Source organism: Paenibacillus sp. MAHUQ-45, from assembly GCF_058133325.1.
Window position 1 is genome coordinate 64,184 of sequence record NZ_JBYUPV010000006.1, and the last position, 26,560, is coordinate 90,743.

The 26,560-nt window shown below is 49.3% G+C and carries 24 protein-coding genes; 17 read left to right on the top strand and 7 right to left on the bottom strand.

What is annotated here, in order from left to right; translation table 11 throughout:
* Positions 1-59: 59 nt before the first annotated feature.
* The 6 genes from AC3Y23_RS14760 (at position 60) to AC3Y23_RS14785 (ending at position 7,106) form a co-directional block, all read left to right on the top strand.
* Positions 60-980, top strand: a complete 921-nt coding sequence (locus AC3Y23_RS14760) for an ABC transporter permease (protein ID WP_379200119.1) — start codon at positions 60-62, stop codon at positions 978-980.
* Between the two features lie 12 nt (positions 981-992).
* Positions 993-1,931 (top strand): carbohydrate ABC transporter permease, encoded by a 939-nt coding sequence (locus tag AC3Y23_RS14765; protein ID WP_379200121.1) that lies wholly within the window; start codon positions 993-995, stop codon positions 1,929-1,931.
* A 75-nt stretch (positions 1,932-2,006) separates the two neighbouring features.
* On the top strand, positions 2,007-3,581 hold the full coding sequence (locus tag AC3Y23_RS14770) for an extracellular solute-binding protein (protein ID WP_379200123.1): 1,575 nt from the start codon (positions 2,007-2,009) through the stop codon (positions 3,579-3,581).
* A 125-nt stretch (positions 3,582-3,706) separates the two neighbouring features.
* On the top strand, positions 3,707-5,104 hold the full coding sequence (locus AC3Y23_RS14775; protein WP_379200125.1) for a glycoside hydrolase family 30 protein: 1,398 nt from the start codon (positions 3,707-3,709) through the stop codon (positions 5,102-5,104).
* Positions 5,105-5,299: 195 nt separating this feature from the next.
* Positions 5,300-6,013, top strand: a complete 714-nt coding sequence (locus tag AC3Y23_RS14780) for a hypothetical protein (protein ID WP_379200127.1) — start codon at positions 5,300-5,302, stop codon at positions 6,011-6,013.
* Between the two features lie 82 nt (positions 6,014-6,095).
* Positions 6,096-7,106, top strand: a complete 1,011-nt coding sequence (locus AC3Y23_RS14785) for a ketoacyl-ACP synthase III (RefSeq protein ID WP_379200129.1) — start codon at positions 6,096-6,098, stop codon at positions 7,104-7,106.
* Between the two features lie 149 nt (positions 7,107-7,255).
* Here AC3Y23_RS14785 and AC3Y23_RS14790 read toward each other — a convergent pair whose 3' ends face one another.
* Positions 7,256-8,278 (bottom strand): LacI family DNA-binding transcriptional regulator, encoded by a 1,023-nt coding sequence (locus AC3Y23_RS14790; RefSeq protein ID WP_379200131.1) that lies wholly within the window; start codon positions 8,276-8,278, stop codon positions 7,256-7,258.
* 521 nt (positions 8,279-8,799) lie between these two features.
* Entirely contained in the window at positions 8,800-9,357 is a 558-nt protein-coding gene (locus AC3Y23_RS14795) for a GbsR/MarR family transcriptional regulator (protein ID WP_066376227.1), read from the bottom strand.
* 254 nt (positions 9,358-9,611) lie between these two features.
* Here AC3Y23_RS14795 and AC3Y23_RS14800 point away from each other — a divergent pair, with 254 nt between their 5' ends.
* From AC3Y23_RS14800 to AC3Y23_RS14825, 6 genes are all read left to right on the top strand, one after another.
* Positions 9,612-10,808, top strand: coding sequence for a quaternary amine ABC transporter ATP-binding protein (locus AC3Y23_RS14800; RefSeq protein ID WP_379200134.1), 1,197 nt, complete (start codon positions 9,612-9,614; stop codon positions 10,806-10,808).
* Positions 10,808-11,641: an ABC transporter permease gene (locus AC3Y23_RS14805; protein WP_379200136.1), complete on the top strand. Its 834-nt coding sequence runs from the start codon at positions 10,808-10,810 to the stop codon at positions 11,639-11,641. The genes AC3Y23_RS14800 and AC3Y23_RS14805 overlap by 1 nt, the downstream gene beginning before the upstream one ends.
* A 15-nt stretch (positions 11,642-11,656) precedes the next feature.
* Entirely contained in the window at positions 11,657-12,520 is an 864-nt protein-coding gene (locus AC3Y23_RS14810) for a glycine betaine ABC transporter substrate-binding protein (RefSeq protein ID WP_379200138.1), read from the top strand.
* Positions 12,521-12,752: 232 nt separating this feature from the next.
* Positions 12,753-13,364 carry a TVP38/TMEM64 family protein gene (locus AC3Y23_RS14815; RefSeq protein ID WP_379200140.1) on the top strand — a complete coding sequence of 204 codons (612 nt, stop codon included), beginning with the start codon at positions 12,753-12,755 and terminating at the stop codon, positions 13,362-13,364.
* Between the two features lie 193 nt (positions 13,365-13,557).
* Positions 13,558-14,667, top strand: a complete 1,110-nt coding sequence (gene yunB, locus AC3Y23_RS14820; protein WP_379200142.1) for a sporulation protein YunB — start codon at positions 13,558-13,560, stop codon at positions 14,665-14,667.
* A gap of 839 nt (positions 14,668-15,506) precedes the next feature.
* Positions 15,507-16,178 carry an alpha/beta hydrolase gene (locus AC3Y23_RS14825; RefSeq protein WP_379200144.1) on the top strand — a complete coding sequence of 224 codons (672 nt, stop codon included), beginning with the start codon at positions 15,507-15,509 and terminating at the stop codon, positions 16,176-16,178.
* Positions 16,179-16,206: 28 nt separating this feature from the next.
* On the opposite strand, the gene AC3Y23_RS14830 is transcribed toward AC3Y23_RS14825, so the two are convergent.
* Positions 16,207-17,298, bottom strand: coding sequence for a M23 family metallopeptidase (locus AC3Y23_RS14830; RefSeq protein WP_379200146.1), 1,092 nt, complete (start codon positions 17,296-17,298; stop codon positions 16,207-16,209).
* A gap of 246 nt (positions 17,299-17,544) precedes the next feature.
* Between AC3Y23_RS14830 and lipA the strand changes: the two genes are divergently transcribed.
* The 3 genes from lipA to AC3Y23_RS14845 all read left to right on the top strand — a co-directional run bounded on the left by lipA (position 17,545) and on the right by AC3Y23_RS14845 (position 19,766).
* On the top strand, positions 17,545-18,450 hold the full coding sequence (gene lipA, locus AC3Y23_RS14835; RefSeq protein WP_379200148.1) for a lipoyl synthase: 906 nt from the start codon (positions 17,545-17,547) through the stop codon (positions 18,448-18,450).
* Positions 18,451-18,789: 339 nt separating this feature from the next.
* Positions 18,790-18,936 carry a hypothetical protein gene (locus AC3Y23_RS14840; RefSeq protein ID WP_379200150.1) on the top strand — a complete coding sequence of 49 codons (147 nt, stop codon included), beginning with the start codon at positions 18,790-18,792 and terminating at the stop codon, positions 18,934-18,936.
* Positions 18,937-19,007: 71 nt separating this feature from the next.
* A complete protein-coding gene (locus AC3Y23_RS14845) occupies positions 19,008-19,766 on the top strand; it encodes a YutD family protein (protein WP_379200152.1) in 759 nt (252 codons plus the stop codon).
* A gap of 108 nt (positions 19,767-19,874) precedes the next feature.
* On the opposite strand, the gene AC3Y23_RS14850 is transcribed toward AC3Y23_RS14845, so the two are convergent.
* The 4 genes from AC3Y23_RS14850 to ylbJ all read right to left on the bottom strand — a co-directional run bounded on the left by AC3Y23_RS14850 (position 19,875) and on the right by ylbJ (position 24,871).
* Positions 19,875-21,311: a S41 family peptidase gene (locus tag AC3Y23_RS14850; RefSeq protein ID WP_379200154.1), complete on the bottom strand. Its 1,437-nt coding sequence runs from the start codon at positions 21,309-21,311 to the stop codon at positions 19,875-19,877.
* A gap of 29 nt (positions 21,312-21,340) precedes the next feature.
* Complete coding sequence (locus AC3Y23_RS14855; RefSeq protein ID WP_379200156.1) at positions 21,341-22,519, bottom strand: stalk domain-containing protein; 1,179 nt, start codon at positions 22,517-22,519, stop codon at positions 21,341-21,343.
* 195 nt (positions 22,520-22,714) lie between these two features.
* A complete protein-coding gene (locus AC3Y23_RS14860) occupies positions 22,715-23,518 on the bottom strand; it encodes an NAD kinase (RefSeq protein WP_379200158.1) in 804 nt (267 codons plus the stop codon).
* Positions 23,519-23,632: 114 nt separating this feature from the next.
* Positions 23,633-24,871: a sporulation integral membrane protein YlbJ gene (ylbJ, locus tag AC3Y23_RS14865; protein ID WP_379200160.1), complete on the bottom strand. Its 1,239-nt coding sequence runs from the start codon at positions 24,869-24,871 to the stop codon at positions 23,633-23,635.
* Between the two features lie 449 nt (positions 24,872-25,320).
* On the opposite strand from ylbJ, the gene AC3Y23_RS14870 reads away from it, so the two are divergent.
* Both AC3Y23_RS14870 and AC3Y23_RS14875 read left to right on the top strand, forming a co-directional pair.
* Positions 25,321-25,704, top strand: coding sequence for a globin domain-containing protein (locus AC3Y23_RS14870; RefSeq protein ID WP_379200162.1), 384 nt, complete (start codon positions 25,321-25,323; stop codon positions 25,702-25,704).
* Between the two features lie 33 nt (positions 25,705-25,737).
* On the top strand, positions 25,738-26,451 hold the full coding sequence (locus AC3Y23_RS14875; protein ID WP_379200164.1) for a DUF2225 domain-containing protein: 714 nt from the start codon (positions 25,738-25,740) through the stop codon (positions 26,449-26,451).
* Positions 26,452-26,560: the final 109 nt, after the last annotated feature.

A 26,560-nucleotide genomic window follows, 5' to 3' on the forward strand; every position in this document is an offset into this window, starting at 1 on the left:
GAGAACAGCACCGGACAGCGCAATATCTGATAAAGAAGGTTGAGGGAGGCTATACAATTATGTCTGGAAAAGGCGGATTGATCCGGGAGCTTAATCGAAACAAAGTATTGTTTCTGATGGTAGCTCCAACATTGCTGTTTTTCATCATCTTCAGTTACATTCCTATGGTTGGTGTGTATTACGCCTTTACGAAATTTGATTTTGACGGGGGACTATTTGGAAGCGAATTCATTGGACTCAAAAATTTCGAGTTTCTGTTCAAGTCAGGCATCCTTTGGGATTTGACGAAGAATACAGTGCTCTACAATCTGGCATTTATTATTCTCGGCAACATCATGCAGATCATCTGTGCGATATTTTTGGCTCAGTTGACCAGCAAGTGGTTCAAGAAGACCGCGCAATCGCTGATGTTTCTTCCATACTTTCTGTCATGGGTGCTCGTTGGGGCGTTCGTGTTCAACCTCTTCTCTGATCTTGGGGTGGTCAACGGCGTACTAACCCGGCTGGGTCTGCAAACCTACGATTTCTACCTTCAGACAGCTCCATGGAAATACATTATCGTGTTCTTCAACATCTGGAAGGGGCTCGGCTATGGCACAGTCATTTACTTGGCGGCGATTATGAGCATCAGTGAGGACTATTATGAAGCGGCCAAAATTGACGGGGCCAACATTTTTCAACAGATTCGGCGGATTACGCTTCCGCTGCTCATGCCGACCTTTATCCTGCTGATTATGTTCAGTCTCGGCGGTATTTTGAAAGGACAGTTTGACCTCTTCTATCAAATTATCGGCAACAACGGCATGCTGTACGAAGCAACGGATATTATCGATACGTATGTCTTCCGGTCTCTGACGATCAACTTCGATATCGGAATGGGGACGGCTGCGGGTCTGTATCAATCCTTCTTCGGTTTCGTTCTCATTATGACGGTGAACTACATTATCAAAAAGACGCACGAAGAATACGCGTTGTTCTAAGGGGGGAAAGACATGGGTACTGAAGTAGAAAAGCTGCCGGGAGTGCGCAGAAGAAAAACCGGCTCCAAGATCAAGCAAGACAAAGCAACAATTGCCTTCAATATTATCGGGTATACGATGCTGGCCCTGATTTCCATCATCTGTCTGGTGCCCTTTTGGTTAATCGTCGCCGGTTCGTTCACGGATGAGCTGGAGATTATCTCGGAAGGCTTCAAACTGTTCCCGAGCACAATCTCATTCGAAGCTTACCGCTCGGTGTTCAGTACACCGGAACAAATCTACCGTGCATACGGGGTGACGATTGGTGTGACAGTAGCGGGTTCGCTGCTGGGATTGTTCCTGACCTCAATGGCGGGTTACGCACTTTCCCGCAAAGATTTTCTCTACCGCAACAGCCTGTCTTTCTTCATTTACTTCACAACTCTGTTCAGCGGTGGATTGATTCCATGGTACATCATGATGACCAAATACCTGGGTCTTAAAGACAGCTACTGGGCGCTGATCCTGCCGCCATTGCTTAGTGCTTGGAACATCATTCTGATGCGAAGCTTCATGAAGTCCATCCCGGAATCCATTGTGGAATCTGCCAAAATCGACGGAGCAGGGGATTTTCTAATTTACCGGAAGCTCATTCTGCCGCTCTCGACGCCGGGCCTTGCGACCATCGGATTATTCCTGGCTCTCGGTTACTGGAACGATTGGTTCAACGCCAACATGTTCATCACAACCGGCGATAAGTATCCGCTGCAATTCCTGTTATACAAAATTCTGTCCAGTGCCGCGGTACTGCAAACGAATAACGGGGCTTATCTGGCCGCTAATGTCGTTCCACCTACCGAAACGCTTAAAATGGCTGTCGCTGTTGTTGTTACAGGGCCGGTCGTCCTGCTCTATCCGTTCGTTCAGCGTTATTTCGTAAAGGGACTTACAGTAGGAGCTGTCAAAGGTTAGAACCGGATTTCCGGCTAACATAGCATGAGGCTTGAACAATAGTGGGTTCAATGAAACTTTAAGGAGGAGTCAAAGATGAGAAAAGTAACAAAGAGATTAACGCTCGTACTTGTCATGTCTTTACTAATCTCGCTGCTCGCAGCCTGCGGGGGCGGTAACAACAACAGTGCGGCGCCGGAAAAAGAGAAAAGCAACGGTAACACCACCGCACCGGCGCAAGGTAATGATGGCCCGGACACGTCGAAGAAGGTCAAGCTGACTTGGTATCTGGTTGGTGATGCTCATAAGGATCAGGACAAAATCGTTGCCGAATGGAACAAAATGTTGGAGAAGGATCTGAACACAACGGTTGACCTTAAGTTTACTACGTGGAACGACTGGTTGACCAAATACAATCTGCTGCTGACCTCTGGCGAGAAGATTGACATGATTTTCGCTTCCAACTGGGCGGATTTCTACAAACTGGCTAAACAGGGTGCATTCAAGGATCTAAAGGATCTGCTGCCGACTTATGCGCCAGTAACCTGGGCTAATGTGCCGAAGCAGGACTGGGATTCAGTTACGGTAAGTGATGGTATCTTTGCTGTACCGAACACCAATCCAGAATATACGCCACTTGGCTATGTGTATCGTGAAGACTGGCGTAAAGAGCTCAATCTGCCTGAGTTTACCGATTTGAATTCCATCGAAGCCTACATGGATGCTGTTAAAACACAGAAGAAAGTGACGCCGATCAACGGAGCCGCTTATGAGAACGTCAATGATCTGTTCAAGTTCTGGACAGATACGCAAATGATTACCGGTGAGATCATTGGTGCAACCTCCTATGCAACACCGCGCGATATTCAGATCATTCCGTTCACGGATCAATATGAAGCTTGGGTTAAGAAAATGAAAGAATGGGAGCAGAAGGGCTTCTGGAACAAGAACTCGCTGTCCTCGAAACAAGAAGCTGGTGACTTCATCAAGACAGGTCAAGGTGCCATCTACTGGCGTAACCCGTCCAGTGCGGGCGGATTTATCAACGAAGTGCAGGCCAAAGGCCTCAAAATGGAAATAGGGTACTTCCCATTCACCCGCTTCCATAACTATGTCATTCCTACACTGCCGATTGCTAATGGTATGGCGATTCCGAAGAGCTCGGATAATGCGGAACGTTCATTGATGGTACTTGATAAGCTGCGCAATGATCCTACGTACTACAACCTGATGACTTATGGTATTGAAGGCACGCACTGGGCAAAAGGTGATGATGACAAGACCATTGTCATTCCGGCACCAGGTGTTGACCTGAACGTTACACCACGCTATGACATCGCAAGCTGGGGCTGGCGTGTAGAAGAGAACATTAAGAAAGAAAAAGGCGGCTGGGATGGTCTCGACAAGCTGAAAGAAGAGTTCAAGCCAATTAGCAAGCCGGATATTCTCGGACAGATTTATCTGGATTACGATCCGGTGAAAACTGAACTGGCCGCTGTTAACCAGGTATTTGAGCAATACGGAAAACCACTGATGCTGGGCTTGACCTCTGATGTGGACGCATCCCTGAAGCTCTATCGTGACAAGCTGAAAGCGGCAGGTGTAGAGAAGCTGCTGGCCTATGTGCAAGGTGAAGCCAATAAGTATTTTGATGAAAAAGGAATCCAATAGAACTGGTGCCACGGTTGGTAGCTGGTAGCGCCTAACGGTGCTGTCACCCCGGCACGTAAGGGAGCGGCGAATTTATTCGCCGCTTTCTTCTTGATCAAGTAAGAGAATAAGGAGAGATGACTGCCATGAACAATGAGCACAAATCGTTAGAATCGGTGGAAGTCTGGATTAGTTCGGAACAGGACCCGGGCAAGGAAAGCTGGTTTAAGGGACCGCAAGAACTTACATATCGTTTGAGTCAGCAAGCTGATTTGAAGTGGGTCGTTCCAAGTCCATCTGAAGATGGAGGGGAGACCACCCTAATTGTGTCGCCGGAACATACCTATCAGAAGATCCTTGGGATCGGAACCTCGCTGGAAGAGACGACCGTTCGTAATCTGTCGCTGATGAGCACGGAGGAGCGGGAAAGCATTCTGAAGCAGCTCAGTCATACGGAGGGTGGTATCGGCTTTAATCTGTTCCGTATTACACTGGGGACCTCTGATTTTACAGCCGAACGATTCTATACCTATGATGATGTGCGGGATGGAGAACAGGACTTTGGGCTGAAGCATTTTTCGATTCAAAAGGATATCGACCTGTCCATCATCGCTACGATTAAGGAACTGCTGGCGCTGGCCCCAGACACGCTGCTGTTCGCTTCACCGTGGAGCCCGCCCGCTTGGATGAAGACAAGCGGGAGCCTGAAACGCGGCCGCCTGAAGGAAGGCCGTGAGTACACGGATGCCTTGGCGAAGTATTATCGCCTGGCCATTCAGGCATATCGGGAGCTCGGCATCCCGATCTATGCCATGACCCTGCAGAACGAGCCGCTGCTAGAAACGGATTATCCGAGCTGCTATATGCCGCCGGAACGGCAGAGGGAGCTGGCGGTGGCGCTGGCGAAGGAATTCGCAGCGCATGGATTGGATACGAAACTGTGGATTTTCGACCATAACTTCGACGAGGTCTGGAATTATGTGACGCCGATTCTAAATGATACTGAAGCAGGCGCCAAGGTTCACGGCATTGCGCTGCATGATTATGAAGGCGATCCCGAGGTGATGAGCGAAATTCATGCCGCTTATCCCGATAAGCCGATCTATCTAACGGAGCGATCGCTGTGGGGGACAAGTGGCGCGGACCGGATGGCCCGCTACTTCCGCAATTATGCCAGTAGCTATAACGCCTGGGTCACGATGCTTAACAGCCGCATTGCCCCTCATCAGTGGCTGGGAACGCCGGGACCCACGATGTTCATTCAGGATGCCAATGAGGCTGATCGCTACTGGAGAACCCCGGAGTATTATCTGCTGGGTCAGTACAGCAGGTTCGTCCGGCGGGGAGCCGTACGAATTGGCAGCAGCTACGGCTCCGTCGACACGGTCACTAATGTGGCATTCCGCAACGAAGACGGCTCGCTTGTGGCTGTGGTTATTAACCAGACGCCATCGGCCCAGCCATTCCGCATTCTGTGTGATGGCCGGCAGTTCACGGCAATTCTTCCTCCGCAATCGGTCGGAACATATCGTTGGTGGGATTAAGGTTAACTCATAATCATAGTTTACAACTTATATCATCAAGCCCTTCGCACCCCTTTGAGGAAGCGAAGGGCTTTTGCGCGGATGGAGAGGGCAAAGCCTGCCCATTGTGTTTGAATCCTTAGAGCGGCTATATTATGCTATATAGATTAAAAAGACATTATGAGGAGAAACATTACGGAGTAGAGGAGCATGCGGATGAAAAGGAGAACGGCAATGATTGTGGGGATGATCCTCATGCTCGTGCTTTTGTCAGGCTGTGCGAAAGGGACTGCTCATGTCACGGTTAATAGAAATGGCAGTGTTGACCTTGCTGTGAATCTGAAGCTGGATTCCCGTACGGCGTCGCTAATCAGCGGCAAAGCTGAACAAATCCTGACAGACAAGCTGGCGGAGTCAGGTATAGAGCTTCAAAAGGTGCAGGATGGCAAAGATGTGGACTATCAATTTATTAAGAACTATTCCTCTGTGGAGGAGTTGAAAGCGCAGCCGAGTGACGGCATGAGCTTAGTGGATTCCAAGATTGTTACGGACCCCAAATGGCTATATACCAAGTATGATCTGGAGGTCCAGCCCAAGCTGAGCGCTTATTCTGAGCAAATTATAGATAGTCTTGGGATGCTGAATATTCCCAAATCGTTTGTGCGGATGTTTATGGAGAGCTTTGCCTTTGATTTTCAATTGACGCTGCCGGTGAATGTCTACGGGCCGAACAATGCGACCTCACAGGATGGCCGGACCTTGACCTGGCATATGTCGCTGGGGAATCCCGAGCCGCTAAAACTGGTGGTGTATGCACCTAATATCAAGAATATCATCATCACTTTAGTAGCGGTTATCGTGATTCTGGTCTTGTTGATTACGTTGTGGCTGCGAAGAAGAAGAGGGCGGGATACGCGAAAATTGGCATAATCCCAGTTGCATATAAACGAGTTCATTTGCTATACTTAGTACCAAGTACTAATACTAGATGCTAAACAATGGGGTGAAGTAATTGACAGATGCGAAGATTACAGCTATCGGGACCTATGTTCCCGCGCAAAGGCTTACTAATGCCGATTTGGAGAAAATGGTAGATACCAATGATGAGTGGATTGTCCAACGAACGGGTATCCGGGAGCGGAGAATTAGCCGCAAGGATGAATTCACCAGTGATTTGTGTGTAGCTGCTGCAGAGGATTTGGCGAAGCGTTACGGAAAAAATCTTACGGATGTAGACATGGTAATTGTAGCTACAAGCACACCTGACTTTCCTTTTCCCTCCGTGGCTGCCTTGATACAGAACCGCCTGGGAATTTCGCAGAGCGCCGGAGCCATCGATCTGAGTGCAGCATGTGCTGGCTTTGTCTACGGATTGCATATGGCTAACGGTCTTGTGGCTTCTGGACTACACCAGAAGGTGCTGGTGCTAGGCGCGGATACTCTCTCTAAAATTACAGATTATAGTGACCGCAGTACGTGTATCTTGTTCGGTGACGGGGCGGGAGCGGTGCTGGTAGAAAGCGGGGCTAGCTCTGCCGGATTCCTGGGCTTCCATATGGGGAGTGACGGTAGCGGTGGGCATCATGTATACCGCACGGGTCTGTCTTCCAAAATTGAAGATATCGAGCTTGTGGATACCAAGCTGCTTGTACAGAATGGGCGGGAGGTCTTCCGCTGGGCGGTTCGGACCGTACCACAAGGTGTGGAGCAATTGCTAGGCAAGGCAGGGACGAGTCTTGAGCAGGTGGACTGGTTTATTCCACACAGCGCTAATCTGCGGATGATCGAGCCGATCTGTGAGCGAATGAATTACCCACTGGAACAGGCGTTGTACAGTCTCGTTCATTTTGGTAACACGTCTGCTGCTTCTATCCCGCTGGCGCTTGATCTGGGCATCCGGGAAGGCAAGGTCCAGAACGGCCAGACCGTCCTCATGTACGGTTTTGGTGCAGGGTTGACGCAGGTAGGACAATTGGTGAAGCTTGAACTGGACGAACAAGTAGCTGAACCTACGCCATTGTAAGGTGATTCTGTTGCAAAAAGCGCAGCGGAGCCCATTCCTCCCCGCTGCGCTAATATAAATAAACAGCCTGCCCCCGCATGTCATCATGCTGGGGCAGGCTGTTTTGGCATTGCCGCCGCCAAATCTCCCGGCTGGCGGCGAAAGAGACGTCATCCTTGATCGTGCAGGCGGCTGCCGCAGGATTCACGGACGACCAGTGCCGGCTCCACAACGAAGGAGCCGCCCTCTGACTGATTGTTGATCAGGTCGTAGAGCATATGGGCGGCGAGAATCCCGAGCCGCTCTTTGTTCTGACGGACGGTTGTTAGCGTTGGTGTCGTATATTTACAGGCTTCGATGTCGTCACAGCCGATAATAGCGATGTCCTCTGGTATGCGCAGACCATGTTCCTTTAGTGCACGAATCGCGCCGAGCGCGAGCAGGTCGGAGGCAGCGAAGATGGCCTTGGGCAAAGGACCGGACTGGATCAATTGCTGCATGGCCGCATATCCGCTAGGCTCGAAGAAATCGTCCCCATGAACGAACCAGTTCTCATTGATGCTCATGCCGAAGCCCTCAATGGCCTTGATATATCCGGCTTCCCGCTGGTTAGAGATATCCGAATTGGCCGTGCTTCCGATAAAACCAAGCTCCCGGTAACCGAGCAGGTAGAAATGCTCAACCACCTTGGAGGAAATCTGATAGTTATCAGATGTCACGTAGCCTGACTTTTTACCCTTCAGCTCCAGATCTACCCCGATACATGGAATGCTGCTCATGTCCAGTTCCTGGATGGCGGGCTCCATTTCTTCTCCTGAAATGATCACACAGCCGTCTACATGAAAATGAACACAGCGGGAAAAGTAATCACCGCCGCTTAAGAATTTCTCATTGGAAAAGAAAATTAAATCATAACCAAGCACACCCATCTGCTTCTTGAAGGCATTAAGCACGGCGAGAAAAAAGGGATGGGTGAAATCGACATTCAGCTCCCCGGCAAAAATAACGCCGATCAGGCTCGACTTTTTGGTAGCCAGCGTCTTGGCAGAGTTGGAAGGAGAGTACCCGGTTTGTTCGATGATCTCCATCACTCTTTGCTTCGTTTTTTCGGAGACGTCGGGGTAATTATTCATAATTTTGGATACCGTTGAGACCGATACGCCGGCCATTTCGGCAATCTTTTTGATATTCAACTGCAATGAAAAGCCACCCTCCGGCTATATAAGTTGAACTAAAGAAAATAACGAAAAGGAGAGAAGGAGTGGAGGGGAAGATTGGAACTGAAGGAGCGATAGCGGTCGCCTGAAGGCTTTCCATAGGAAAGCTAGCATCGAAAGCATAGGCTATCTCCGGATTTCAACCGCTAAAAGCGGTTTAATAGAAGAAATCTGGAGACAACAGCGACCGGAAGTCCAAGCTTCACCGGAGCGACGCCGATCCTTATGTTAGTGTCTTAACTTCAACATATATAGAAATAAAAAAGTCTGAAAAAGGCTGGATTACAGCGCTTTCTTCAGTCACACATTCAAGTAAAATCTGGCATGAAAACAATTATATTTAAGTTTATGCTGAATACGAAGGCAAGTCAAACGTAATGTTTAACCAATGAACAATGTATACTTTTACGGAAAAATGGATCATGCATGTCTACAAAAAAAGAGGTTCCCGCACAGCCATAAAATGACTGACAAGAACCTCTATAATTGTGGCTGTGCTATGTTTCTTTAGGAATCAAATCGAAGATTTTACCACTTTCCAGTGCTTCAATCAGCTTCAGCAGCCAACGGTAATACTTGACCGCCTCTCCGATCTTTTCCTCGTCATTGTCCAGCAGTTTCAGCAGCTCTGCGTCATCGCTGTACTCTGCCTTCATATCCTTGATTTCATTCATGGATTTGGACAGGGCGTTCATGTTGCCCTCAACGGCTTTTCTCCATTTAATAGAGAAGTAATCGCTGAAATTCTGGTGCCAATCCGGAACAACCTCGAATAAATCCTTACGCGTGCCTTTTCCCCATACTTTATCAATCATTTTAAGGTCCAATAGGGTACGGACGCCTGTACTCATGGATGTCTTGCTCATCCCCATGGTTTTGCTAAGCTCGTCCAGCGTTACCGGACCCTGATTAAAGTACATATACCCATATAAATGCCCGATAGACAGGGTGATACCGTATAAGTCCATATTTTTACCGATGGAATCAATGACTCGTTCCCGGGCTTTGCTAATCTTCTCTATTTGCTCGGGCGCAAGCCCTTCTAAATCATTCATGATGTCCCTCCTGAGGAATTGGCTAATAGACTGCAGACCTCTACTGTGTATTGTAATCAAATCGTGGTTAATAAGTAAAGATTTCGTGATAAAAGGAATTTGGCGTAAAACAGAGTATTCTTTGTGTATAGTTTGTAAAGTTAAAACTGTACGCTAAATTTTATCCGAATATGAGCTTTGCGTCTTTTTTCATACGTCCGGTAGACTATTAGGAGTGAACTAACCCGATACAGAAACGGGAGAAGGAGGTCAGCATGCCTATTATAGAGGTGAAACAGCTAACCAAAGTATTCGGTCATGATGCGGGGCGTGCGCTTCCATTATTGGAACAAGGGTGGTCCAAAGAGAAGATCGCTCAGGAAGTCAAGCTGACTGTCGGTGTCAATAAGGCCGAATTCAGTATTGAAGAAGGAGAAATATTCGTCATTATGGGGTTGTCAGGTAGTGGTAAATCAACCCTGGTTCGTCTGCTGAACCGTTTGATTGAGCCTACTGGGGGGCAGGTTCTTTTTAAAGGGAATGATGTAGTTGGGATGAATCCCGAGCAGCTTCGACAGTTCCGGCGCAAAAATATCGGTATGGTATTCCAGAAGTTTGCGTTGTTCCCGCACCGGACGGTGCTCGCGAACACGGAGTACGGGCTGGAGGTGCAGGGCGTAGATAAGAAAAAGCGCACTCAGCTCGCTATGGAGGCCCTGGAACTCGTCGGTCTGAAAGGCTGGGAGCATCATCGCCCGGATCAGCTCAGCGGCGGGATGCAGCAACGGGTTGGTTTAGCCCGCGGGCTGGCTAACGATCCAGATATTCTGCTCATGGATGAGGCGTTCAGCGCTCTTGATCCACTGATTCGCAAGGATATGCAGCAGGAACTACTAGAACTACAGGCCAGAGTGAAGAAGACGATTGTGTTCATCACACATGATCTGGATGAGGCATTGCGGATCGGTGACAGAATCGCGCTGATGAAGGATGGGGTCATTGTGCAGATTGGCACACCAGAAGAGATTCTGATCCAGCCTGCGAATAAATATGTTGAGCGTTTTGTAGAGGATGTGGATCTGTCCAAGGTACTGACCGCTGCGCATGTGATGCGTCAGCCAGAAATGGTCAGACCTGAGCGTGGTCCCCGCGTCGCGCTGCAATTAATGCGTGATAGTGGCGTATCCAGTCTATATGTTGCAGATAAAGAAATGAAGCTCCAAGGCGTCGTAACGGCCGAAGATGCGGCCCAAGCGATCAAAGAGAATAAAACGATACTTGAAGTGCTGCGGCGGGAAATCCCCCGTGTGCACCCCGATACCTTGCTCAATGATTTGTTCGAGCTGATGTCGGAGACACATTTGCCGGTAGCTGTAGTGGATGAATCCGATCGACTCAAAGGAATTGTCATTAAAGGTGCCGTTCTTTCAGCGCTTGCCGGCAACGCAGTTCCGGAAGGAGAGCACGTGTAATGAACATTCCTAAGCTACCACTGGGCCAAGGTGTTGAATGGCTCGAAAAATGGCTAACTACCTATTTCGGTCCAGTGTTTGATGTTATACATGCAATAATCGGCGGCATGGTGAAGGGAATCGAGAATATGCTCACGTTCCTACCAGCGCTTGTTCTTATTGTAATTATTGCTGCACTGGCTTACTGGATTGGCAAATGGAGAATGGCTCTATTTGCGGTCATCGGCCTGCTGCTGATCGATAACCTTGGTTTATGGGGGCCTTCGATGCAGTCGCTGGCTCTTGTCTTAACAGCATCAATTCTAGCTGTAATTATCGGGGTGCCGATTGGTATCCTATGTGCGCAGAGCAATGCGGTGAAAAATACAATTACACCTATTTTGGACTTTATGCAGACGATGCCAGCCTTTGTGTATCTGCTGCCCGCGGTATCCTTTTTCTCGCTGGGTGTGGTTCCGGGTGTGATTGCTTCAATTATCTTTGCGATCCCGCCAACGATTCGCCTGACGAATCTCGGCATTCGGCAAGTCTCGCCTGAACTTGTAGAGGCGGCGGACGCATTTGGATCGACTCCGTCACAGAAGCTGTTCAAGCTGCAATTACCGATCGCGTTGCCGACGATTATGGCGGGGATTAACCAGACGATCATGCTATCTCTGTCGATGGTTGTCATCTCATCGATGATCGGTGCGCAGGGTGTTGGGGCATTGGTCTACCGTGCGGTATCGCAAGCGAAGACCGGAGCGGGCTTTGAAGCGGGAATCGCCATCGTGGTGATTGCTATTCTGCTCGACCGCCTGACCCAGAACGCTTTGAAACCAAAACAAAGATAGGAGTGTTACCTTATAATGAAGAAAAAGAGCTTGGGATTACTGCTGACAGCACTATTAGTCGCGGTTCTCGCCGGATGTTCGGCAGGGAGCAATGATAAAGTAAAGCTGGCTTATGTAGCCTGGGATTCGGAAATTGCCAGTACAAATGTTGTTAAGGAAGTGCTGGAATCGAAGCTCGGGGTTAATGTTGAAATGTTACAAGTGGATGCCGGACCAATGTGGGCCGGAGTGGCAGACGGCAGTGCTGATGCCATGGTTGCTGCCTGGCTGCCAGGTACGCATGCTTCCTATCTTGAAAAATACGGGAATGATATCGAGGATCTCGGCGTAAACTTGAATGGAACGAAGGTTGGGCTTGCCGTGCCGGCCTATATGAACATCCAATCGATTGAGGATTTGAAAAGTGCCGAGGCCGGTGCTGAGCTGGACCATAAGATTATCGGCATAGAGCCGGGTGCGGGAATTATGACCACTACGGAAAAAGCGATTGAATCCTACGGGCTTGGTGATTATACGCTGGTTGAGAGCTCTTCTGCCGCCATGGCGCAGGAACTGCAAAAAGCATATAACAACAAAAAGCCTATCGTCGTGACTGCCTGGACACCGCACTGGATGTTTGCCAATATGGATCTTCGATATCTGGATGATCCGAAGAATGTGTATGGCGGAGATGAACAAATTCATACCATGGTTCGCAAAGGCTTGAAGGATGATATGCCGAAGGTCTATAAGTTCCTCGATCAATTCGAGTGGACACCGGAGGATATGGCGGAGGTTATGGTCCAGATTCAGGGTGGCAAATCTCCTGAAGAGGCGGCTAAGGCTTGGGTAGAAAGTAATCCCGATAAAGTAGCGACCTGGACTGCAGGAATCGAATAATTGTTTTTGCAGATGGTTTAAGGATATGCTATGATAAAAATCAATTAATACAATTTTGTAACCTTTGTACAATGACTGTACCTGACATGTAATCTTTACACCACGTTATATTCAATAAACACCCCGTGAGGGGTGTTTTTCATGGGAATATGAATTGAATTACTAGCATTTTCAAGGGATTGGTCGTACCCAGGATGCAGCCTGTAAGGAGTCAAGAGAGGAGATTACTCCATTGACAGAGACGATAAATTCATGGATAGATTGGCTGCTGCAAACCCTTGGCCTGACCGGGCCTTACATTTTGCTCGTTACGATCCCGCTGACCCTGCTGCAAAGTCTATTTGGTTTTTTCCCTCTTGCCATTCTGATTGTACTGCATGTGTCGGTATTTGATGTGATTGGCGGGATGTTAATCAGTTGGTTGACCTGTAATCTAGGTGGAATCCTGGTGTATTTTCTGTGCAGGCGGTATCTGTTCGACTGGTTTGACCGCAAATGGACAAAGAAACTGAAGCGTTACGATAAGTGGCAGCGCAATCTGGATCGTTACGGCATCTGGACCCTTGTGCTACTGCGTACTATTCCCATTCTTCCAAACAATATCATTAATCTGATGTCGGCAGTCTCACCGCTTTCTACGGCCTCATTCATTTGGGGAACAGTGCTCGGCAACTTATCTTATATCTGGCTGTTCGGAACGCTCAGTTCTACGCTGATTGTGCCCAAGGAGGATTGGGGCGTCTACTTGACTTGGTATTCGGTATTTATAGTGATTCTGATCGTTGTTTTTGTCAGAAGGCATTGGGGTCATCTGCAGGAAGATAAGCGAAGCCGTATGGGCTGAGAACCCAATTGGATGGAGTTGCCGATCGATGCTGAGCTGATTTGAGTCGATCAGAGGATTGGCTTATGGCAAAAATGAAGAAGAACGTTATCCCGCAGACTAGCGGGTGACGTTCTTCTTTTTTGTCCCTCTCCCGAATATCTTATACTAAGCGGCGGCTTGACCGCCGGGTCAGGCGGGAGGGACAAACGCAATGGGCAGAAATAAAAAATGGGGGAGCCGGCGGATCCGAATGCCCGACTTCGGCCGCATGCGGCTGCCCAAATTCAGCTGGGATCGTATCCCGCGTCCGGCGGGAAGAAGTCCGGCCTTCAAGGCACGACCTAGCAAGACGACGATCATCCGGCCGCAGTCTGCACGATTTGAGGCCAAGCGGAGCAGGCGTCCTGTAAAATTATTCAGCCGCGGAGAGCGGCAACCATCCAGTGCAGGCACCCGAGGGAAGTCAGGCAGCAGGCGTAAATTCTGGTTGATCGTCTCATTGCTGCTGCTGCTCGGAGTATTCCAGAGTATCCGGTATGTGGAGCAGCATTTGAAGCCCCCTATCGTGCATCTGGCGCAGATTCGTGTCAAGCAAATCGCCACAGAATCGATCAATAAGGCCATAACTTCTCAAGTAGCCAGCGGAGGCAATGCCGAAGAGCTAATTGATTGGAAGACAGACAAGAACGGGAAAATATCGGGATTCATGCTGAATTATGCCGAACATATGCGAATCACCTCTCAAGCAGCGACAGTTATTCAATCCACCTTGCAGGAGTTGCATAATAAGCGGGAGCGTATTCCGCTCGGGCAGGCGCTAGGCAGTCCACTGATTGCCTCTTTCGGTCCGGATATTCCCATTACGATTGAACCGCAGGGCGCAGTCAAGGTAGAACTGGCTACACGTCAGAAAAATGCCGGAATCAATATGATTCTAGTAGAGGTCTATATCCATATCGTGACTGAGGTGGCCGTTGTCATTCCGTTTGACATGCAGCCACAGGTGGTGGATACAGAGATTCCGGTGTCGTATCTGATGGTCGTAGGGGATGTGCCGATGTATTACTATGACAATCAAGGTCAGCCTGTCGGGCAGAACGGCAGCAGTGCGCCTGGTATTGCCATTCCGGCGCCGCAAATTGCTGGAGAGAAGGGTGACGCTGCCGTTCAGGGCCACGAGAACAGCAGTAGTCTGAATACCGGTAATCCTGCCCCTACGGCTATTCCGGAGATTAGTGGAAGTGGGAATGTTAGTGGGAATGGCAGTGCGCCAGCCAATAACAATAGCGGTGGGAGTAGCGGCGCAACGAATTCGAATTGAGACAGAATGAGCCAATCCGCTGTTGAGATACAGATCGACGGCATTATCATTATGTATGAGATGATGGATAGTATGACGGAGAAAACTTAACATGGTGACTCTAGAAAGCCCAGACCGCCGATTTGGCGGTCTGTTTGGCGTGATGAATGGAAATAAAGGAAAACAGGTGCTGTATAGGATGGACTAGAGAAAGTAACAAAAAGAGAGAAGGGACGAAGGGGGAGATTTGGAACTGCAGGCGCAATAGCGACCGCCTGAAAGCTTCTCATAGAGAAGTCAGCACGGAAGGATAGACTATCAACAGAGCTCAACCGCTAGAAGCGGTATCTTCTGTTTGCGCGGATCGGTCCATCTAGGAGAAAAGCTACATCGGTTTTCCCATCGCAGTCGTTTTAACAGTGAAAAAGAGGGGGACTCCCCAACTAAAGGCATTTTGGTACCTTATTTTTCGTTAATATAGGTAAATGAGGGGAATAGAGGCATTATTGTATCTTATTTTTCGAAAAAGCGTGATGAACGGGATGATCTGGAAGAATTAAGGTGCAATATTGCACTTAATATGCACTAGCCTTTACCTACAGATGATTTAAGGTGCAAAAATGCTCTTAATTACATTGCATTCCAGATAGTGCGCTGTTGCGGACGGATAGTCATTAGCACGCTGAACATAGAAAAGCCACAGACCGCCGATTCGGCGGTCTGTTTGGCGTTATGCATAGAAAATAAAGGAAGGACACAAGCTATATAAGATGAACAAAAGACAGCAACAAAAAGCGAGAAGGAACGAAGGTCGTCGTATAAACATTTTGACCAATCACCCAAGGAAAAGAGGGAGCCTTATGGATAGCTGCTTGTTCATTCACGGCTTCACAGGAGGAGAACATGAGATTGCTCCGTTGTCCACCTATATGGAGCAGCATCATTACCGTTCCCGGACATTCACATTGAAGGGACATGGGGGAACAAGAGCGGATTTGCTAAAAACGAGCCGGCATGACTGGCAGCAAAGCGCTGAAGATGAGCTAAACACGCTGCTGGCGACCAATGAGCGTGTGCATCTGATTGGTTTTTCCACCGGAGCGCTGATCGCTTCTCATCTCTCGGTACGCTACTCGGAGCGGATTCATTCGCTGACCCTGCTATCGACACCTGTGTTTCCGTTGAATCTGGTTGAAATGTTCAAGACACTTGGCGATCCGGCGATGATCAAGCTATACATCAGCAAAATTCGCTCTACACCGCCGAAGGCCACCAGAGAGTTCCAGCGACTAGTTCGCGAGAGCTTCGAGATCTATCCGCATATTGAGACGCCGACCCTGATTGTGCAGGGTAAACGGGATCATTTGGTCAAAACCAGAAGTGCCAGTTATCTGCACCATACGATTCCTTCGGCCCGCAAGCAGATGCTTATCGCTGATAAGAGTGGACACATGCTGTGCCACGACGATGACAAGGACAAGACAATGCGTGAGGTGCTGCAATTTATTCAAAGTACAGGAACCGAAACATAAATGCACTCCTCAATGAACACCATTTGTCCTATTTATTTTTATTTCGCAGCGCTCTGTATTCTTGGTTCTCCCATTGCTTCAGCAATGGATAAGGATCAAACGCCCATTCGGTAATCCCTCTATCCTTGTATATGCCAAAATGCAAATGTGGGGGGAATTTCCCCTGTGTACCTGGACTGCCATAGCCTGAACTGCCGACCCAACCGATCACCTGGCCTGGTTGCACAATATCTCCCTGAGAGAGCTTCTTGTCATATCCGGTCAGATGAGCGTAGTAGTGGTAGCGGTTATCAATATCGCGTATTCCGATCCGCCAGCCTCCGTAGCGATTCCAGCCCTTGGTCTCCACAATGCCGTAGCAAGTGCTGCGTACAGGCGTACCGTGTGGAGTGAACAGGTCAGTACCTTCGTGGATACGCGCTCCGCCCCAACTACGACCTGTGCCCCAGGTGCTGCGGTAGGCATACGTATTTCCTAGCGGCAGTGGAAAAGCGTTCCCGGATAGATCAAGCCGTCCAAAATGCTCGTACAATTTGGCGAATTGGTTAATTCGCTGCGAGGCTCGGCCATTGTGGTAATATTCCCAGACGGCGATACTGAAATCGCTGGGTGACTGTCCATAACGCAGCAGATGGCGGGCCATGCTGTAGAGTACATCTGCATCATTGTCAGGGTTGGCCCGTCCGTCGCCTGAGCCATCAGTGCCGAAGCCGCCGAAGAAGCTGATAGACCGTGGTGAAGTATCCTCCTGATCAGGATTCAGCGGTCCTGCCCATACGGGTGACGGGATGTGAATTCCGGTCAGTTTGGCCGGATTCTGGGGTGTCGTTTTGCTTTTTTTGGCGATGGTATGTTCATATTGATCAATGGCCGCAAAACGGAACCAGGGAATGCCTGTTGCTGCACTGATTTGCTCATATAGTTCTCTACGAGCCGACAGTAATGCGGCTTTACTGGTGGGAACGGCATCCGTTTTGGAACTCACCGATGCTGGGGGGCTTTGTCTTCCCATACTGGCCGCTTGTGCAGCGGGAAGATGAAGTCCGCTCCATAGGATGGTGGCAGCGGACATGCACAAGAATGATTTTTGCACCAGAAGATTGTGAAATTGGGACCGCATAGGACTACCTCCTTTGTCCGGGCATGGTGTCGTTCTTTTTCTATAGATTGAAGCAAATGTGATCGTTTTATCCGTTCTTGCCTAAAGGTACCAGACGTACCAAGCGTGCCTTTTGGGCTGCGGCTAGTTCTGCCTTGGATTTTTCACAAAAACAGGCATTTATTATGGCGCACATGCTATAATATGAGGCAGCAACTTTAACGCGGCAATCGATTATTACACAGGCGAAAGTGGGGGTTATCTACTTTGACTACTAAGGGCGCTAAACAACCCAAGCCGGACTGGATTAAAATCAAGCTAACTACCGGTGATAACTACCAGGATATTAAAAGCATGATGCGTTCTAAAACCTTGCATACCGTATGCGAGGAGGCTCGTTGTCCAAACATTTATGAATGCTGGGCTAATCGAACAGCAACGTTTATGATTTTAGGTGATATCTGTACACGGGCTTGTCGTTTTTGCGCGGTCAATACCGGTATGCCAACAGAGCTGGATTTGCAAGAGCCTGAGCGTGTGGCTGAAGCCGCAGAAAGCATGGGTCTTCGCCACTGTGTTGTGACGAGTGTAGCCAGAGATGATCTGAAGGATGGCGGTGCCCAGATCTTTGCCGAGACGGTTGCAGCGATCCGTAAGCGTCTTCCTCTCTGTAGTGTGGAAGTGTTAATCCCCGACTTCCTGGGTGACCGGGATAGCCTGGAGATTGTAATGAACAGTAAGCCGGATATTCTAAATCACAATATTGAGACCGTAGAGCGGATGTCTGACCGTGTCCGGGCCAAAGCCAAGTATCGCCGCTCCCTGGAGCTGCTTAAGCGGGCCAAGGAGATGCAGCCTGAGATTCCTACCAAATCCAGCATCATGCTGGGTGTTGGGGAGGAGTGGGACGAGATACTGCAGGCGATGGATGATCTCCGTGCCGTGGACTGCGATATTCTCACTCTTGGTCAGTACCTGCAGCCTTCACCGAAGCACCTGAATGTGGAGAAATACTACCCACCTGAGGAATTTGCCCGATTGAAGGAAGAGGGCTTGAAGCGTGGCTTCAGCCACGTCGAATCAGGCCCGCTGGTGCGCAGCTCATATCATGCGCATGAGCAGGTCAAATCCGCCGCTAACGCCCGTGAGGGCCGTGCGGTGACTTTGGGCTAGATCCTGTCCGTGACGAAGTCACGAGGGTTTTCGCTGTTTGGTTCCCGTGACGAAGTCACGAAGGTTTTCGCTGTTTGGTTTCCGTAACTAAGTCACGATGGTTTTCATCTGTAAGGTATTCCCGTGACGTAGTCACGAAGAAGCTTTAAATCTTTTATGTTTCCCGTGACGTGAGTCACGAAAAATGGTGGAGAGCCGAAAGAGCGACAGCGATTTGAAGCTCTCCAATAAACTAAGCGAGGCGAGGCCAACGGCCAGCGGAGCAAGCGAAGTTAGCTAAGGAGCGTTATCGCGATCTTAGCCATTCCCCTTGCTCCCCACGCCAGCGTTGATGGAGTCATGGAGGGAATTTTGGAACTGGAGGAGCGGCAGCGTTCGTCTAAAAGCTTTCCGGAGGAAAGCTGGCTTCGGAAGCAGACGCTGTTGTCCAATTTCAACCGCATAGCGGTTACAATTGAAGAAATTGGACAACAACAACGACCGTAAGTCCAAAATTCCAGCAATGACGGCCGATCAACGCTCTTCCTCATCTTATTGAAAGGCAGGCGACAAAAAGCTTGATCGTTATAGGCGGAAAAGGCTACGAATTAGTGCTGGACCACAAAGACGGATGGAATCCGGAGGCTTTTCGCGGAAGATACAGCGAAGTGCTGGAACGATACGATTACATCGTCGGTGACTGGGGTTACAGCCAATTGCGTCTGAAGGGCTTTTACCGGGACAACCATCCAAAGGTTAACCGGGATACAGCAATTTCAGGCATGGTGGATTACATTAATGAATACTGCAATTTTGGTTGCGCCTATTTTGTGCTGCAAAAATCGAAAGAACAGCCAAAAGAAGGCATGTACAAGGATATTCTGATCAAAGATCCGCAGGTTCAAACCGTGGAGAATGAGCTATCAGAAGAGACGACACAAGAACCGGCTGTCCGCCAAGCGTCAGCCCGCGAGAATACAGGCCGTGAGCATTCCGGAAAATCTAATTCCAATGCTTCTAAAGAAGCAGCGGGAAAAGACAATCAGGTAAAGGATAAACCTGTGCGGGAACACCAAAGCAAGAGTCATCGTGCTAAAGAGGGACAAGGGAAGAAACCGGGCCGGGAACGTGACAGGGATCGTGACTCCCAAGGAAAGCGGGAAGTCCAGCCGTCAAGCGGCCAACCGAACACGCCGAATCCTCAGAGCGCTCCAAAGCCTCAAAACCAGCAAAACCAACAAAACCAACAAAACCAACAAAACCAACAAAACCAACAAAACCAACAAAACCAACAAAGCCCTCAAGGCTCCCAAGTCTCTCAGGAGCCGCAGGGTTAAGCAGGGTTTGGAAAGACCATGCATCTTCTAATATCTTTTATGTAATTAAAAGGGACTGTTCCACTGTAGTAATTCTACAGTAGAACAGTCCCTTTAGTTTGATAACGTTTATTTTACAGATAATTTCAATTTATTCTGAGCAGCATTATAGCTCCACGCCAGGGCAGGGAATTTCTGCTTGAAGGCATTCAGATCAATATAGGTCTCGCCATCTTTGGAGAGGGCAGCCTTGGAGGCAACGGTGAATCCAGAAGCGACGCCTGCAACATTGGTTATGACAACCTTTTTATTCTTTGCGTCCCATGCGATTTCACCCTCAACAAGAGCGGAAAGCACGCGTGCAGATGCGTAGATAGTGTTTCCTTGCTTGATCAAACCGACGTTGCCGGCAAAAGGAACGCCATTGATATCCAGGATATGGTTATCCCCGGAGGCTTCAATAGTGGACAATCCCGCGATTTTTAGTGCGGTGATCAGCTGTGCTGTTTTACCCTGCACTTCAATGGTGGGAGTAAGTCCGATGTGGTTGAAGTCTTCCTTGGTCGGCGTCAAATATTTCTGCGTGGTCAGCTTAAGCATGTCGCCATTGGATATAGGCAGCAGACTCTGAATTCGCGCCTTCCCGAAGGAACGGGTACCAACAACGGTGGCAATCTTGTTATCCCGCAGCGCGCCGGTCAGGGCTTCGGAAGCACTGGCCGTATAAGCGTTAGTTAGAATGACAACCGGTACCCCTATTTTGCTGCCATTCGTAATAGTTACCGGAGTCAGCTTACCGCTCTGGTCGGAGGTGTACATCATAATACCCTTATCCATGAACATGGATGCAATATTGTAGGCCGACTCCATATAGCCACCCACGTTATCACGAAGATCCAGCACCATGGATTTCATGCCTGCCGTACGCATTTTGTTCAACACTTGGGCAAATTCTTCGTCAGCGGTTTGGGTAAAACCGCTCAGGCTGACATAAGCGATTTTGGGACCGATGATCTGTCCAGTAACGGCAGCCGAAGCAATCTCTTCTCGTGTCACGCGAATGGATTTAGAAACCCCGTCACGCTGAATGAGCAGGGTTACTTTGGTTCCTGGCGCTCCGCTTAGTTCATCGCCTTCCGTCTCTTCAACAGGCACGCCATCCACTTTGAGGATAACATCGCCACGTTTAAGACCAGCTTTCTGAGCAGGTGATCCTGCAATTACTTCTTCAATATATAGCTCGGTAGTTGTATATTGCAGTCTGACCCCGATCCCTACAAATTCAAGATCCACCTGATGGGAGAAGTTAGCAGCCTCGTTGGCATCGAAATACTGGCTGTACGGATCATCCAACGTGTTGACCATGCCATCGATGGCACCGCGGATCAAGGTATCCCTGTCCACACCTGAAAGATTGTAGTTCTCCAAATATTGCATAACTTCATTGATGAGGTCCTCATTCGAGGCTGCCTTGGCAGGTTCGGCTGCTGAAGCAACCGGTGTCAACATAAGACTCAGTGCCAGGCAGCCGCTAAGAAGAGCGGTCATAACTTTTCCGGATTTCATAAAAATGCACACGCCCTTTTTATATAATTTTAAAGTTGCTTATTGGAAACCACGTAGCTGGTGTCGATGGTCCATGCTCCATTAGTTGATTTGGAGAGAACGTAGATCGTCCCAGACTGGAAGCTTACCTTCGAGCTTGCTTCTTTTACCTTGCTCTCTACATAGACAGCAGCTTCTCCAGCATTATAGTAGAAGATATTGGAGACACCCGGAGTATAAGTAATATCATAGGCGCCAAAAAATTCTTCGAGATCACCTATGAGGGAATCGTCAATTTCTTCTCCATTTGAGGTCATTGTTGAAAGAACCTTCTTGGCATTTTTCTCATTCATGAATTGGAAATATTGCGTAAGGTTATTCAGAATAGCTACAGAATCGTCTTGAGGCACAGTCGCGGGCTTCAGGCCTTGTTCACGAGTCAAGAGAACAATGCTGTCCTGACTTTCCACCTCGGAGATTTTCCATTTTCCACCTAGTCGAACAAGGGTATACAGGTATTCGTATTTCTGATCAGGGAAGTAGGTCCCACCTATCCGGCGGTTGGTTTCCGTGGTATAGACCGTTGCTTCATCGGCTTTCAAATCGATGATTTCGACACTATCGATAGTAGTGCTCTGATCGTATCTCTTAAATTGTTCCTTAAGGTCTGCGATCGAATCATCGCTGATGGAGTCCGGATCAATCAGGGAGTAGTATTTCTCGGCATTTTTTTCATTGTGGTACTGATTAGCCAGTTTGATCACTTCTGTAATCGTTTTGGCTTCGGCAGCGGGGTCAGAAGATGAGGCCTGAATGTTGACCGTACGAGAGGACGGGTTCCATACAGCTGTGCCGCCTGTTGCTTCAGCTATGAAGCGCAAGGGTATGTATGTGGTTCCTGCCTTGGCTACAGGTGCAAGGGGGAGCTTGGTAGCTGTTCCATTAACCATGGCTACCTTACTGCCAATCTTGAGGCTGATGGACAGATTCTTTCCAGTACCGGTGACGGTTTCAGTCTTAGCGTCCCAGAGTACCTTTAGTCCCAGTTTTTCAAAAACAACCCGGAAAGGAACCAGTATAGAGTTATTCTGCAGATATGGAGCCCCTGAGGTAAAAGGGACCTTGCTGCCATTAATGTAGACTTCAATTGGTTTCTCGGCCGCAAAAGCGGGAATGGCCATAACGAGTGCCAGCAGACCCGCGACCATAATGGACAATAATTTTTTCAACAGATTCTCTCCTTTGATATGGAACACTTTGTAAAATAGGCTCATTATACCACTTGAATTCTCTCTAGTCTATCGAATCATGTTAGCTGTAATCGATAGTTTTGTCAGCATGAAAAAGCCGGAGATATAGTCATCCCCGGCCCTTGTGTGTAGTACAATTATGCGGGCCAAAACTGGGCCGTTCCGGTGTTTGAGCTAGACGAGGAAAGCTTCGCGAACACGGTTCCAGAACGGGAATGGGCGGTAGCGGGCAAAGCTGATCTTTTTGGGAGATACCTGACAGCGCACGGAAATCAGATCATCGACCGGTATATTGACATGGTCCACTGTTAATAGCAGACGTTGCTCTTTGCGTGAAAAGATATCGGTGTGATGATGCTTCGGCAGCAGTAGCGGTGAACCCATCGTGCGGAACACACGGTTGTTAATGGAAGCAATTTCTGATATCTGCATAGCCTCAATTGTAGGATGAACCATAGCACCGCCAAGACTTTTATTATATGCGGTACTGCCGGAAGGAGTGGAGATACAAATTCCGTCCCCTCGGAACATCTCAAACGACACGTCATTAATGTCAATCTGGATGACTACGGTACCATCCACCCCTTTAAGAGTGAACTCATTAAGCGCAATGTGGGAGGTAGACCCGGATTTCTTATGAATTTCCAGTTCCAACAGAGGGTACTGCACAATTCTCGGCTTATTCGGATTTCCTTCTCCCATTCCGCACATATAGTCGACCAGGGTAGGCAACTCCTGCGCCTTCCAGTCAGCATAGAAGCCGAGGTGACCAGTATGCACGCCTACAAACGCCAGATTCGGAATGCGGTCGATAAAGGTGTGGAAAGCATGAAGCATCGTGCCATCGCCGCCAATCGAGACGACAATCTCCGGGGACTCGGCATCCAGCTCCAGGTTTCGCTCCGCCGCCAGCTTGTGAAATTGCTCCGCAAGATTGATGGACAGTTCATCACCGCGGTCCAGAACATAATATCTCAAGATGTACAGGCTCCTTTGTTTAATTCAGTCATACACCGATCATAATCAATCTTGATGCGGAACACAATGTTTGAGGGTGTAAAAGACCAAAGCTGACCGCAGAGCCTAAAGCGGTCAGCCCTTGCGGTGCAGTCGCGCCAAGGATAATACTAGCGCGAGCAAGAGGGCTAAGGCGAGGAGTAGTCCGAGCAGCACAAGGCTTGCGGCGAGGCCGGAGCCCGCAGATGTCAGTGAGGCTGCAGGCGGCCATTCGCTCCAGGCCGCCGCCAGCCTGCCGCCAGCGACGGGCTGCCATAGCAGCAAGGCGAGGCCGGCCGCGAGCACGCCATGCACAAGGCGTGCGATCATGAACGGCAGGTAGCGCAGCCCGGTGCCGTTCAGAATGCTTGCCACCTGGGCATGGACAGACAAGCCACCCCAGGAAAGGATGAAGGCCGCCGCTGCAACTTTGAAATGAAGCGGCACGGTAGATGCTGCTTCCCCGGCGGAACGGACGCCGAGGGTGACCTCGAAGAATCCGCCCACCAGAGCTTGCGAGAGCTCCGGAGGAAAGCCGATCAGGGATAGCAGAGTGCCCACCAGGGTGAAGAGAGTGGACATGATGCCAGCGCGCGACAGTAGCTCCATAAGCACGCTGAAGAATACAACCAGGCCGCCGACGACAATAATAAGTTTTAAAGAGGATTGAATGGCATCCTTCATGATCTCACCCAAGCCCCGGCCATCCCTGCGCTGGGCATCGGCCATCGCCGACAGTGCAGCCCGCAGCCTGCCAGTACCTTGTCCGGTGCGGGGCTGCACAGGCGTAGTGACGGAGAGATCCGGGGTGGATTCGGCACTCCGACCGTGAAGAGACATTAAGAGCCCGACGAGCAACCCGCCACCATAATGAGAAATAGCCAGAATTAGACCCAAAGACGCGTCGTGAAAAAATCCGACAGAAACCGCGCCAAGCAGAAAAATAGGATCGGAAGAGGTGGTGAAGGCCACCAGTCGCTCACCTTCTATCCGGTTAATCAGATTCTGCTCACGCAGCTTTGCGGTTAATTTGGCGCCAACGGGGTATCCTGAGACATATCCCATAGCTGCTACGAAACCGCCGCTTCCCGGTATACGAAACAGCGGACGCATCAGTGGATCAAGCAGAGTGCCGAAGAGATGGACTACACCGAAGCCCAGCATCATCTCGGAGATAACGAAGAAAGGAAACAGCGATGGAAACAGGACATCCCACCAGATGGAGAGTCCTCGTAGTGCAGCAGTAAGTGATGATCCGGGATGCATTAGCATCAGCAGCATACAACCCGCCAGCCCGAAAGCCAGCAGCGGGCCACCTAGTCTTTTCATGATCATGATCTACGCCTCCAGGTCTATTGCTAAGAAGGTATGCAAAAACAGGGACAAACAGCACAGAAAAGAAGGACAAAAGACACAAAAAAATAAAGAAAACGGTTACAAAAAGCTGTGCTTTTCGGTCGAATTTGTGATATTATAAAATTAATAAATACAACACCGCTGTACATCGGATAATTAGGGATGGAGTGATGGTGATGAGCATAGTTGCCGGAGTGCTGGTTTGTGCTTTTGTATATGTAATCCGGGCTTCCCTCGTCCCCCCTGGTGATGAGGACTTTCGGACCTATTGAATATGGAATGATGGCGCTAAACAATCGTTTAGCGTCTTTTTTGTCTCTGTGCAGTGTGCAAGATGTGAAGTCTTAGGACAGATATCATTATATGCTCTTTTTTTGGTATAATGAAAAGGTCGTTACATTATTATGGAAGAAAGCTGGTACCCTTCAATGAATCCAAATGACAGTATATATGTTAGCCTGGGGGGCGCCGAAGGTCTTCACCGCCTGGTGGAGGTCTTCTACAGCAAAGTTCAGGCCCACCCACAGCTTGGTCCGTTGTTCCCCGAGGATATTGCACCTGTCCTGGAGAAGCAGTATCAATTCCTGAGCCAATTCTTTGGCGGCCCTGCGCTCTTCTCCGAGCTTCACGGGCATCCCATGATGAGAGCACGGCATATGCATATTCCGATTACCCCGGAGCGTGCAGAGGAATGGCTGCAGTGTATGAAAGAAGCGCTGGAGGAGGGAGAAGTGGAGGAGCCGCTGCGTTCTTTTGTATTAAGTCGCCTGGCTGGCCCTGCACATCACTTTGTGAACATGCCCCAAGAATAAGAGAAGGCTTTATGGCGAAAGGAATGAGGGCATTTGTCTGAATTAGTACCTTTGTATTCCATTAAGGTTCAGTGCTGCAACTGTGAACACGAGTTTTCAACCTCTCGGGTACGGCCCAGCCTCAAGAAGGCAGTGCGTCGCGATGCGGATTTTTGTTCTTACTACAAGAATGAGAACCCTGATTATTATGTTGTGAGGGTCTGCCCGAAATGCGGATTTGCTTCCACGGAGAATTCTGCGGGCAAGCTCGCCGATTGGCAGCGCAAAGCCTTTAACGATCAAGTCGGAAAACGCTGGAAAACGCGTGACTTCGGTGAGAAGCGAAGCTGGGAAGAAGCGCTGGAGACATATAAGCTCGCGCTGCTGTGCGCCCAGAGCATCAATGACAAGGACCGCATTATAGCAAGTTTGCTGCATCATATTGCCTGGTTGTACCGCTATCAGGGGGACACGGCACAGGAGACGCGCTTTCTGCAGTACTCTCTAGACGCTTATATCAAGGTATTTGAGGGCGATGGTCTCGGCGGAAATGATGCCCGGCTGATGTACCTTATTGGAGAGCTGAACCGACGTACGGGTAATTTCTCTGATGCGGTCAAATGGTTCTCCCGCCTGATAAATGATCAGCGGATTATGGATGCGGCGATGATCCGGGCTGCACGGGAGCAGTGGGCGATTCTGCGTGAGCAGATGCGTGGTGAAGAGATCAACGAGGATGGCCTTCCTTCCGACACAGTAGGACGCTGACAGAACATGAGCTATGCTTCTCCTCTGGCTGGAGACATAGAAGAAGCGCAGAGAGGAGTTCCTCTCTGCGCTTTGCCGTCGACAGGGACGTCTTTAAACGGTCTGTAGA